8 protein-coding genes are annotated in these 12,280 nt (G+C 70.7%); 5 read left to right on the top strand and 3 right to left on the bottom strand.

Annotated elements, in window-relative coordinates; genetic code table 11:
- The first annotated feature begins 22 nt into the window (after positions 1–22).
- Entirely contained in the window at positions 23–1,540 is a 1,518-nt protein-coding gene (locus ACIA6A_RS18440; protein ID WP_396099005.1) for a cellulase family glycosylhydrolase, read from the top strand.
- Positions 1,541–1,730: 190 nt separating this feature from the next.
- Positions 1,731–3,149 (top strand): non-reducing end alpha-L-arabinofuranosidase family hydrolase, encoded by a 1,419-nt coding sequence (locus ACIA6A_RS18445; protein WP_396098883.1) that lies wholly within the window; start codon positions 1,731–1,733, stop codon positions 3,147–3,149.
- A gap of 64 nt (positions 3,150–3,213) precedes the next feature.
- On the opposite strand, the gene ACIA6A_RS18450 is transcribed toward ACIA6A_RS18445, so the two are convergent.
- Positions 3,214–3,909, bottom strand: coding sequence for a hypothetical protein (locus tag ACIA6A_RS18450; RefSeq protein ID WP_396098884.1), 696 nt, complete (start codon positions 3,907–3,909; stop codon positions 3,214–3,216).
- Positions 3,910–3,999: 90 nt separating this feature from the next.
- Positions 4,000–5,304 carry a cellulose binding domain-containing protein gene (locus ACIA6A_RS18455; RefSeq protein WP_396098885.1) on the bottom strand — a complete coding sequence of 435 codons (1,305 nt, stop codon included), beginning with the start codon at positions 5,302–5,304 and terminating at the stop codon, positions 4,000–4,002.
- Between the two features lie 303 nt (positions 5,305–5,607).
- Here ACIA6A_RS18455 and ACIA6A_RS18460 point away from each other — a divergent pair, with 303 nt between their 5' ends.
- Together ACIA6A_RS18460 and ACIA6A_RS18465 are read left to right on the top strand one after the other, a co-directional pair.
- Positions 5,608–7,575 (top strand): right-handed parallel beta-helix repeat-containing protein, encoded by a 1,968-nt coding sequence (locus ACIA6A_RS18460; protein ID WP_396098886.1) that lies wholly within the window; start codon positions 5,608–5,610, stop codon positions 7,573–7,575.
- A gap of 37 nt (positions 7,576–7,612) precedes the next feature.
- Complete coding sequence (locus tag ACIA6A_RS18465; RefSeq protein ID WP_396098887.1) at positions 7,613–8,947, top strand: serine/threonine-protein kinase; 1,335 nt, start codon at positions 7,613–7,615, stop codon at positions 8,945–8,947.
- Here ACIA6A_RS18465 and ACIA6A_RS18470 read toward each other — a convergent pair.
- Positions 8,944–10,434, bottom strand: a complete 1,491-nt coding sequence (locus tag ACIA6A_RS18470) for a sigma-70 family RNA polymerase sigma factor (protein WP_396098888.1) — start codon at positions 10,432–10,434, stop codon at positions 8,944–8,946. The two genes, ACIA6A_RS18465 and ACIA6A_RS18470, sit on opposite strands and share 4 nt — an antisense overlap.
- Before the next feature lie 267 nt (positions 10,435–10,701).
- On the opposite strand from ACIA6A_RS18470, the gene ACIA6A_RS18475 reads away from it, so the two are divergent.
- Positions 10,702–12,090: an endo-1,4-beta-xylanase gene (locus ACIA6A_RS18475; RefSeq protein WP_396098889.1), complete on the top strand. Its 1,389-nt coding sequence runs from the start codon at positions 10,702–10,704 to the stop codon at positions 12,088–12,090.
- Positions 12,091–12,280: the final 190 nt, after the last annotated feature.

The following is a 12,280-nucleotide window of genomic DNA, read 5'->3' on the forward strand; positions in this document are numbered from 1 at the left end:
CGCCGCCCTGACGGCCGGGGCCATGAGCCTTTTCCTCGCGACGCCGGCGACCGCCGCGGCCGCCAGTGGCACCGGCACCGGCTACCTGCACACCAGCGGCAACCAGATCCTGGACAGCACCGGCGCGACCGTGCGGCTGACCGGCATCAACTGGTTCGGCATGGAGACCGACAACAAGACGTTCCACGGCCTGTGGTCCAGCAACCCGTGGCGCTCCCAGCTCGACACCATGGCCCGGCTCGGCTACAACACGCTGCGGGTGCCGTTCTCCGACGACGCGCTCAAGAGCGGCGCGACCGCCACCGGCATCAACGACTACATCAACCCCGATCTGGTCGGGCTCTCCCCGCTGCAGATCCTGGACAAGGTCGTCGCCTATGCCGGCGGCAAGGGGATGCGGATCATCCTCGACCGGCACCGCCCGACAGCGGCCGGCCAGACCGCGCTCTGGTACACCTCGGGCGTCCCCGAGACCACGTGGATCAGCAACTGGCAGGCGCTGGCCCGCCGCTACGCCGGCAACACCACGGTGATCGGCGCCGACCTGCACAACGAACCGCACGCCGAGGGCACCAACCCGGCCGCCACCGGTGCCTGCTGGGGCTGCGGCGACACCGCCCGCGACTGGCGGCTGGCCGCCGAACGTGCCGGCAACGCCATCCTGGCGGTGCAACCGAACTGGCTGATCTTCGTCGAGGGCGTCAGCTGCCCCAGCGGCGGTCTCTCCAACGTCTGGGACGGCGACACCAGCAACGACGAGGACTGCGGCTGGTGGGGCGGCAATCTTTCCAAGGCCGGGCAGTTCCCGGTACGGCTGAACGTGGCGAACCGGCTGGTCTACTCACCGCACGAGTACGCCACGTCGGTCTACCACCAGGCCTGGTTCGACGATCCCGCGTACCCGGCCAACATGCCGGCGATCTGGGACCACTACTGGGGTTACCTCTACAAGCAGAACATCGCGCCGATCATGATCGGGGAGTTCGGCTCCACGCTGCAGAACGACGTCGACAAGGTCTGGCTGCAACGCCTGCTGGCCTACACCGGCACCGGTACGACCGGGATGTCGTTCACGTACTGGTCCTGGAACCCGAACTCCGGCGACACCGGCGGCATCGCCAACGACGACTGGACCACCGTCAACACGGCCAAGCAGGCGATCATCCAGCCGTACCTGATCGCCCCGGTGGCCGGCCCGGGTGACGGGACGACCACCCCGCCACCGGCCGCGGGCGCCTGCACCACGACCTATCAGCAGGACAGCGCATGGCAGGGCGGCTTCCAGGGCTCCCTGACGATCAGGAACACCGGCGGGGCGGCGGTGAACCCGTGGACGGCGACGTGGTCCTGGCCCAGTGGCGTCACGCTGGGCAGCGGCTGGAACGCCACCGTCACCCAGTCCGGCACCACCGTGACAGCGACGGCCCCGGGCAGCAACCCGGCGCTGGCGGCCGGCGCCTCGGTCACCATCGGATTCACCGCCAACGGCACGGCCGCGGCGCCCGGCACCGTGAAGCTCGGCGGCGTGACCTGCTCGTAGCACTCCCCCACCGCAATCCGGACCCGCCGGCGCCCCCGCGCCCGGCGGGTCCGCCTTTTTCGCGCGATCGGCAAGAATGGGCCGCCGGAAAAGTGTTACATATTTCCGCAGGCCGGTGAGCTGCCATTCTGCGGCGTTCGGAAAAACACCTCGTGGGAGCGCTCCCGAAACATGTATGACAATGACTCGCATGAATAGAAAACGGAAAGCGACCAGGGTCACCCTGGTCTCGGCCGGCGTCGCAGCGCTGGCATCGGCGGCGGTCGCCGTGGCGGTGCCGGCCGGTGCCGCCGCCGCCGGCTGCTCAGTGGCCTACACCGTGTCGTCGCAGTGGCAGGGCGGGTTCGGCGCCACCGTGGCGATCACCAACCTGGGCGACCCACTGACCGGCTGGACGCTGACGTGGTCGTTCACTGCCGGGCAGGCGGTGACGCAGGCGTGGAACGCGACGGTGACCCAGAGCGGCGCGACCGTGACCGCGGCCAACGCGAGCTACAACGGTGCGGTGCCGACCAACGGCACCGCGTCGTTCGGCTTCAACGGCTCCTCGGGCGCCACCAACCCGGCCCCGGCAAGCTTCGCCCTCAACGGCGTGACCTGCACCGGCGGCACTGCCCCGACGACACCACCGGGCACGACACCGCCCATCACGACACCGCCCACGACACCTCCGGTAACGACGCCGCCGCCGAGTGGTTCGTGCACCCTGCCGTCGTCCTACCGGTGGACGTCCACCGGCTCCCTCGCCACCCCGAAATCAGGCTGGGTGTCGCTGAAGGACTTCACCACCGTGCCGTACAACGGCAAACAGCTCGTGTACGCCACCACGCACAACAACGGCACCAGCTGGGGTTCGATGAACTTCAGCCCGTTCACGAACTGGTCGGACATGGCCTCCGCCTCGCAGAACACCATGAACTCCGGCACCGTGGCACCGACGCTGTTCTATTTCGCCCCCAAGAACATCTGGGTCCTGGCGCACCAGTGGGGCCCGACCGCGTTCTCCTACCGCACCTCGAGCGACCCGACCAACGCCAACGGGTGGTCGGCGGCGCAACCGTTGTTCACCGGGAGCATCTCGGGTTCCGGGACCGGGCCGATCGATCAGACTCTCATCGCCGACAGCACCACCATGTACCTGTTCTTCGCCGGTGACAACGGCAAGATCTACCGCGCCAGCATGCCCATCGGGAACTTCCCCGGCAGTTTCGGCACCAGCTACACGACCATCATGAGCGACACCACCAACAACCTCTTCGAAGCACCCCAGGTCTACAAGGTCCAGGGCCAGAACCAGTACCTCATGATCGTCGAAGCCATCGGCGCCAACGGCCGCTACTTCCGCTCCTTCACCGCCACCAGCCTCGGTGGAACCTGGACACCGCAGGCAGCCTCGGAGAACAACCCCTTCGCCGGCAAAGCCAACAGCGGGGCCACCTGGACCAACGACATCAGCCACGGCGAACTCATCCGCACCACCGCCGACCAGACCTTCACCGTCGACCCGTGCAACCTGCAACTGCTCTACCAGGGCCGCAACCCCAACAGCAACGGCGTCGAGTACGGCCTGCTGCCCTACCGCCCCGGACTGCTCACCCGCCAGCGCTAGACGCCGCGCACGGCCACCGGACGCCCGCTCCGGCCGACGCCACCCATCGGCCGGAGCGGTCCACCTACTGCAGACGGGTGTCGAGGCGCGGTTCGCTGCGGGTCGGTACGACGTCCACCCAGGCGGTCTTGTCCCGGCCCGTCATGCGGACGTAGCAGTGCTGCTCGAGAGGTGTGCCGGTGGCCACGAGGGCGACCTCGGGCAGCTCGTCGCACCGCAGGTCGCTGAACGTGGGGGCTTTGAAGCGGCCGGCGACGGCCGCGAGGATCCCGGCCCGGGTGACCACGGTCTTCGCCGCCGTCGCGTCCCAGGAGAACGTCAAACTGCCGGCGGGCTTGGTGGTCACCTCGTAGGTCACGGCCAGTTTCGCGTAGTTCACCGTGCAGGGGAACGTCACCGCCTGCGCTCCGGAGAATCCCGCGGGGGCCTTGCATGCGCTCTTCAGATCGGCGGCCACGCCGGCCGACTTGAGCAGCCACTCCTCCAGCTCGTGCCGGATCTCGAGAGTGGGCTGGGGATCGGTCAGCATGTTGGGCGGCGCCCAAGTGGGCACGGGCGCCGACGGCGTCGTGCCCACCGCGGCCACCGGCTGTCCCTTGCCGGCGAGGGGGTCGCGCCCGGTGATCTTCGTGATCAGCTGGGCGGCGCCGCAGAGCACGGCCACCACCGCGACCACCCCCACCAACGTCAGGGTCGTCTTTTTCCGGCTGGGCCGGGGCCCGGGTGCGGCCGGGACCGGGGCCGGGGGCTGCTGTGTCATGGTGCCCCACCGTAGTGTCACCGCGATCGAATTACACCTCGGGGGTGGGCATCGAGCTGCGACAACGTCCCGCGGCCGACCGCCGGAGCGTCAGCCGGCGGTGCAGGCGGCGCCGTTGAGGGTGAAAGCGGTCGGGGCGGCACTGTTGCCGGTGTGCGTGGCCTGGAAACCGATGCTGACCGACGCACCGGGGGCGATGCCGGCGTTGTATCCGACGTTGCGGGCGGTCACCTGTCCGGACGTGGGAGCGTACGTGGCGTTCCATCCGGAGGTGATGGCCTGCCCGGACGCGAGGGTGAAGCCGAGGGACCAGCCGTTCACCGCGGTCGTACCGGTGTTGGTGAGGGTGAGGTCGGCCGTCAGCCCGGAGTTCCAGGCATTGACGGCGCTGGTCACCCGGCAGGCCCCGGGGTCGCTGGGTGCGGGGGTCGTCGGGGCAGGGGTAGTCGGGCCGGGAGTCGTCGGGCCGGGAGTCGTCGTCCCCACCGGGGAGGTGGCCGGCCCGAACTGGCTCAGGAAACGCCACACCTCGGCGGTCGTCCACGTGGTGGCCGTGTTCGGGGCCCCGCCGTCGGCGGGTTCGGGCGTGTGGTCGCCGTCGAAGGCGGCCCACTGGACCGGGTAGCCCGCCTGGCAGCCCGCGTAGGCGGTGGTGATGTGCCGCAGACTGCCGGTGGCCGGCTCCGGGGGGCTCTGCGCGGTGCACCCGTTGGCCCGGACGAAGGTGTCCCGGATCTGGCGGCCCAGGTTGATCGCCAGGACGCTGTCGTGGGTACCGTGGATACCGAAATAGGCGACCGGTCGCGAGCCACCCGCGCAACCGCTCAGCTGCGCGCCGGAGTACGCCACGACGGCGCGGAAGACGTCCGGCCGGGCGCAGGCGAGCGCGTAGCTCATCGAGCCGCCGTAGCTCCAGCCCAGGGCGAAACGCTGGGTGGTGTCGACGCAGAGGTCGTTCTCGACGACGCGCAGGATGTCGTCGACCAGGGTCACGTCACGGCCGTTGGTGTTCGCCCACCCGGCGTCCAGCCCCTGCGGGGCGATGAAGATGGCGCCGTTGCCCGAGGCCCGCTGCTGTCCGTAGAACGCCCAGGCGGCCCCGGCCGCACCGCCCCCGGAGGCGACGTTCTGGGCCGAGCCGTTGAGCCAGTGCAGGCCGACGAACAGGCGGTACTTCAGGGTGGGCTGGTAGTTGTCCGGGATCCGCAGGATGTAGCTTCGCGACTGCCCTCCGCTCTGGATGGTGTAGGTGCCGTTGCGCAGAGCCGGGGTCCTGCCGCAGCCCGCGGTCGCCGCGAGCACGGTGGGGCCGGCCGCGGCGGCGACTCCTCCGGTGGCCGCCGTGACGGCGGCTCCGACGAGCAGCGCGGCCGCACCGGCGAGCGCGGCCACCATTACCGAAATTCTTCTTCTTCGCACTGTCGGGCCACCTTTGATCGATCCGGTTAATGCACCGGAAATGCTTCAAAACGGTGGCAAGGACGTTACGGGAGCGCTCCCATGCATTCAAGTACGTCGCTATTTGCCCCGCAGGGGACGACGCTGCGGCAACACTTTTTCCGAGGTGCATTTTTTCGGCAACCGAAAGTATCGGAAATATTTCGGCGTTGACACCGAATGTTTCAGGCGCCTACCTTGGCGGGATCTTCGTCCGCGGCCGGGTCCCTCCGGCCGGACGTCAGGAGGGCTCTGCCGATCATGACCGCTGTCCTGCATGTGGCGACCACCGGTTCCGACGACGCCGACGGTTCGGCCGAAGCGCCGTTCCGCACCATCAACCGGGCGGCCGGCGAGGCCCGCGCGGGCGACACCGTCGTCGTGCACGGCGGGGAGTACCGGGAATGGGTGGTGCCCCGGCGGGGCGGGCTCAGCGACACCCGGCGCATCACCTACACCGCCGCCGACGGCGAGCATGTGGTGATCAAGGGGTCCGAGCGGGTCGCCGGGTGGGTGCCCGACGGCGGCACGGTGTGGCGGGTGTCCGTACCCGGCGCGGTGTTCGGGGATTTCAATCCGTTCGCCGAGGAGGTCACCGGGGACTGGATCGTCTATCCCGAGGGCGCCCCGCACAAGCATCTCGGGGACGTCTATCTCAACGGGCGCAGTTTCTACGAGGTCGCCGACCGGGCTGCGGTGGACGATCCGCCGCTGCGCACCGAGGTGCTCGACAACTGGACCGCCCTGCCCGACCAGGTCCGGGACGCCGAGCAGACCCGGCTGGTGTGGTTCGCCCAGGTCGGGGACGGCGAGACCACGATCTGGGCGAACTTCCAGGGCGCCGACCCCAACGCCGAGCTTGCCGAGATCAACGTACGCCGGTCGGTGTTCCACCCCCTCGTGCCGCATCTGGACTACATCACCGTGCGCGGCTTCGAACTGGCCCAGGCCGCGTGCCCGTGGACGCCGCCGACCGCCGACCAGCCCGGCCTGATCGGCCCGAACTGGGCAAAGGGCTGGATCATCGAGGACAACGTCATCCACGACGCGAAATGCTCGGGGATCTCGCTCGGCAAAGAGTCGTCCACCGGGCACAACTACGCCTCCGAGCGCGGCGACAAGCCCGGCTACCAGTATCAGCTCGAGTCGGTGTTCGCGGCGGCGCAGATCGGCTGGGACCGCGAGCACATCGGCTCGCACGTCGTCCGCCGGAACACGATCTACGACTGCGGGCAGAACGGCATCGTCGGGCATCTCGGCTGCGTCTTCTCCACCATCGAGGACAACCACATCTACAACATCGCGCTCAAGCGCGAGTTCTACGGATACGAGATCGGCGGCATCAAGCTGCACGCCGCCATCGACGTGGTGATCCGGCACAACCGGATCCACGACTGCTCGATGGGCACCTGGCTGGACTGGCAGACCCAGGGCACCCGGGTCTCGCGCAACGTGTACTACCGCAACAACCGGGATCTGTTCGTCGAGGTGAGTCACGGCCCCTACGTGGTCGACCACAACGTGTTCGGCTCCCGCGCCTCGTTCGAGTCGTTCAGCCAGGGCGGTGCGTTCGTCGGCAACCTGTTCGCCGGCACCCTGCGGCTGGAACCGGTGATGGACCGGGCCACCCCGTACCACCGGCCGCACAGCACCCAGGTGGCCGGCTACGCGGTGATCCGCGGCGGCGACGACCGCTACATCGGCAACATCTTCGCCGGCGGGGACCTCGACGCGGCGTACGGGACGGGCGGCGACGGCGAGGCCACCCCCGGGTACGGCCTGGCCGGCTACGACGGCCACCCGGCGTCCTTCGAGGAGTACCGGACCCGGCTCACCGAGCAGCCGCCCGGCGACCACAAGCGCTTCCACGACGTGCTGCAGCCGGTCTACGCCCGCGACAACGTCTACGTCTCGGGGGCCCGCCCGTTCGCCGGGGAGACCGGCCCGCGCGAGCTCGGTGACGCGGCGGTGTCGGTGGTCGAGGAGGGCGACGCGGTCTACCTGGCGACCCGGCTCCCGGCCGATTTCGACGACGCCGGTCTCGGTGCCCTCTCGGGGCGGGACCTGCCGGCCGTACGTTTCGCCGCCGCCGGTTTCGAGGAGGCCGACGGCAGTCCGGTCCTCATCGACGTGGACCTGACCGGCGCCCGGCGCACCACCGGGGAGCCGTCGGCACCCGGACCGGTCGCCGCACTGACCTCCGGGACCTCCCGGGTACGCCTCTGGTGACGGCGCGCCGCATCGACGGTCCCTGTTAGATTGCGGCGTGCCGACCAAGCCCCTGCGCCCCCACGACCCCCGGGTCCTCGGTGAGTACGAGCTCCTCGGGGTCATCGGCGAGGGCGGCATGGGCGCCGTCTACCTCGCCCGGGGACGCTCCGGCGAGCCGGTCGCGGTCAAGATCATCAGGCCGGAGTACGCCGTCCAGGCCGAGTTCCGCGGCCGGTTCCGCAGCGAGGTCAACCGGGCCCGCCAGGTGCCGCCGTTCTGCACCGCCGCGGTGCTCGACGCCGACCCCGGCCATGAGACGCCGTACCTGGTCGTGGAGTACGTCGACGGCCCCGACCTCGCCACGATCGTCACCGCACAGGGGTCGCTCACCCGGGGCGCCCTGCACGGGGTCGCGGTCGGCGTCGCCACCGCGCTGGTCGCGATCCACGGCGCCGGGGTCATCCACCGCGACCTCAAACCGCGCAACGTCCTGTTCGCGCTCGGCTCCCCCAAGGTCATCGACTTCGGCATCGCCCGGGCGTTCGAGTCCACCAGCGAGCACACCCGTACCGATCAGATGGTCGGCACACTGTCCTACATGGCGCCGGAACGGCTCGACGGCAAGCCGGTCACCCCGGCGGTGGACGTGTTCGCCTGGGGCGTGCTGGTCGCCTATGCCGCCACCGGCCGTACCCCGTTCGACGCGGGTTCGCCCACCGCGACCGCCGTGCGCATCCTCACCGGTGAGCCCGACCTCGACGGACTCACCGGCGACCTGCGCGACCTGGTCGCCCGGGCGCTGAACAAGGAGCCCATGCTCCGGCCGACCGCTCAGGAACTCCTCGACATGCTCCTGGGCGAGGGGCCCGCCACCACCCCCGCGCCACCCGCGCCGCGCCGCCGGAAACGCGTCGCCGCCGCCGCTGCCGCTACGGCCCTGGCCCTGGCGCTGGGCGTGTTCCTCGGCCTGCGATCGGACAACGACGTCACCTGCCCCGGCCCGGCCACCACCTTCGCCGGGGACCAGTCCGTCGCGGTGACCCTCGAGGACATGAGCGAGGACGCGTGCGCGCTCGTCTCGTTCCGCCGGATCCGGGACGCCCGCTACGAGTTCATCGTCTGCGCGGACAATGTCGCGGCGGCGGTCTACGCCCCCTCGGGTGCGGTCTCCACGCTCAGCGGCGCCGCGATGACAGTGGACCACGCCGCGCGGCACCAGCTCCGGATCGACGTCGTCGCCGAGATCGCCACGTTCCGGATCGACGACACGAAGGTCCTCACCGCGGTCGTCGACGACCCCGGGCTGACCGAGGGCGCCGTCGCGCTGGGCATGACACAGCTCGGCGAGGGCGCCGGCAGCGTACGTTTCTCGCGGTTCGAGGCCCGTTAGCCGGTCAGCGCGGCGCGGATGAGGAAGGAACTGTCGGCGCTGAACGCCGAACTGCCGTCGGACTGGTCGACCCACAGCTGGTCGCCGCGGTGCCGCAGGAACCATCCGGGATAGTTCGAGGATTCCAGGACCACCGCGCCGAGACCCACCGCGGTACGGGTACAGAACGTGGCGTCACCGCGGAACAGTGCCGTCCCGTCGTCCGGGCTCAGGCGCAGCCGCCACGAGGAATGCCGCAGGTAGCGGCCGTCCGAACCGCGGAACGAGAAGCAGACGGCGTCGTTGAGCCCCGGCACCACCCGGAAACTGGCCCTGCTCCGGGTGCCCGTTCCGCTCTGCCGGGTGGCGGGCAGCAGCACCCCGAGGTCGCCGGCCGTGGCCACGAACCGGCCCGGGGAGCTCTGGGCCTCCAGCGACACCGGCCCGGCGCGCAGTGACGGTGGTGCGGCGGGGGCCGACGGCCGGGCGGCCGGGGACGAGGTGCCCGGCGCGGCGACCGGTCCCGTGGTCGGTGACGTGCGCCCCGGCGTGGGCACCACGGGAACCGGACCGGCCGCGGCCGGCGGGACGGCAGGTCGCGGGCCCGGCCACTGCGTGGTGGCGACCACCGCCCCGGCGGCCAGCACACCGGCCACCACCGTGACGGCGACGGGATGGGCCAGCGCCGCACCGAGCCCCAGCTTGAGACCCAGTCCGGCTCCGACGGCCACCGCACCGGGCACGCCACCACCCACCGCCGAGGCCACCAGGCCGGCCGGCACCGGCAGCAGCGTCACCGCGGGCAGCAACCGCTCGGCGGCGACCATGCCGGCACTCGCACCGGAGCACACCGGACAGGTCCGGACATGCCGTGCCACCCGCTTGCGCCAGACCGGTTGCGGGGTGCCGTCCCACCGCGTCACGACGTCGGCGAGCCCGGCACAGCGGGGACGGCGCTCCAGGGCGGCGACCACCTGACGGCTCACCTCGAGCTGGGTGCGCAGCCGCTGCATCCGTACGCCGGCATGGGCCGCACCGGTCCCGATGGCGGCCGCCAGGTCACCTCGGGAGAGCTCCCCGGCCATCGTCAGCCACCACAGCGGCAGCAGCGCCCGGTTGTCGGCATCGAGCCACCACCCGGCCCGCTCGACCTGACGGCGCTGGCGGGAGAAGTCGACGCCGATCGCGGTCGCCTCCTCGGAGGGGGCCTGCTCGTCCACGACGGCACCGGCGTCGTCCAGCCGCGCCCGTCGTGCCGCACCGGCGTCGACCCGGCGCAGGTGGGTGCCGACCTGCCGCACCGCGATGGCGGCCAGCCAGGACCGGAACTGCTCCGGCGACCGCAGGGACGACAGTTGCCGGATGACGCGCACCATGGTCTCCTGCACCACGTCGTCGACGTCCGGATGCGCCCCCATCCCCCGGCGCACGACGGTGTAGACCAGCGGCAGACCGGCTCGCAGCAGCTGCTCCAACGCCCGGCGGTCACCGGCCTGTGCGGCTGTCACGAGGGCTCGCATCTCTCCTTCTCGCGCTCCCACAATGGCGTCGACTCTGGACGATCGAATGCCGCGAGTCAACTCACATCGATGCGCAAAAAAGTGTTACCGCGGCACCCCTTGCGGAGTCGCGCCGATAAAAGCGCAGGAACTGTTGCACCGCGCCGGCCCAAGGAGTCGCATCCCACCACCCTTGAGGGCCCCGAAATGTTCTGGCAACATTTGCGTTCATGGATGGAAGCGCTCCCAAATCCGCTCTACGGTAAAGGACTCACCATGCCCATTCCCCGACGTGGCCGCGGCACGCTGCTGATGGCGGCGGTCACCGGCGCCGTCGTCACGGCGACCATCGCTGTGACCGGCACCGCGAACGCGGCCACCACCCTCGGTGCTTCCGCCGCCCAGACCGGGCGCTATTTCGGCGCCGCCATCGCGGCAGGCCGGCTCGGCGATTCCACGTACACCCGGATCCTGAACACCGAGTTCAACTCGGTCACCCCGGAGAACGAGATGAAGTGGGACGCCACCGAACCGTCCCAGGGACGCTTCACCTACACCAATGGCGACCGCATCCTCAATCAAGGTCTTTCCAACGGATCGAAGGTGCGCGGGCACGCCCTGCTCTGGCACAACCAGGAACCCGGCTGGGCGCAGTCGATGTCCGGCACCGCCCTGCGTAATGCGGCGATCAACCATGTCACCCAGGTCGCGACGCACTACCGCGGCAAGATCTACGCGTGGGACGTGGTGAACGAGGCCTTCGCCGACGGTTCCAGCGGCGGCCGGCGCGACTCCAACCTGCAGCGCACCGGCAACGACTGGATCGAGGCCGCGTTCCGGGCCGCCCGCGCCGCCGACCCGGCCGCGAAACTCTGCTACAACGACTACAACACCGACGGCGTCAACGCGAAGTCCACCGGCGTCTACAACATGGTGCGTGACTTCAAGTCCCGCGGCGTCCCGATCGACTGCGTCGGCTTCCAGTCCCACCTCGGCACCGGCATCCCCGGTGACTACCAGGCCAACCTGCAGCGCTTCGCGGCCCTCGGCGTCGACGTCCAGATCACCGAGCTCGACGTCGCCCAGGGCGGCAACCAGGCGAACATCTACGCCACGGTCACCAGGGCCTGCCTCGCGGTCTCCCGCTGCACCGGCATCACGGTGTGGGGCATCCGCGACAGCGACTCCTGGCGGACCGGCGAGAACCCGCTGCTGTTCGACAACTCCGGCAACAAGAAGGCCGCATACACGTCCGTCCTGAACGCTCTCAACGCCGGTGGAACCACCAACCCCACCACCCCGCCTGTCACGACCCCGCCCGTCACGACCCCGCCCGTCACCACCCCGCCGGTCACCACCCCGCCGCCCTCCGGTGCCGGGTGCACGGCCACCGTGTCGCTCAACACCTGGACCGGCGGATACGTCGCCACCGTCCGCGTCACCGCGGGTGCCACCGCGCTCAACGGCTGGACCGTGACGGTCCCGCTGCCCTCTGGCGACGTGGTCACCGGCGCCTGGAGCTCGACCAACAGTGCGACCACCGGCAACGTCGCCTTCCGCAACGTCGACTACAACGGCCAGGTCGCGGCCGGCGCGAGCACCGAGTTCGGCTTCCAGGCCAACGGCGCCGGCCCGAGCGCCACCCCCGTCTGCCAGGCCGGCTGACACATCCTCCAGAAGGAGATGACGATGAACCGTACGCGTCTCCGGCTCTGGGTCGCCGCGGGGGGGGCCCCCCGGGGGGCCCCCCCCCCCCCCCCCGCGCCCCCCCCCCCCCCCGCCCCGGCCCCCGGCCGGGGGCCCCACCCGGGGTGCAAACACAGGGCGGGGGGGGGCGGGGCCGCCCGGGCCCAAG

The sequence above is a fragment of the Actinoplanes sp. NPDC051494 genome, from assembly GCF_044454705.1.
GTDB lineage: Bacteria > Actinomycetota > Actinomycetes > Mycobacteriales > Micromonosporaceae > Actinoplanes.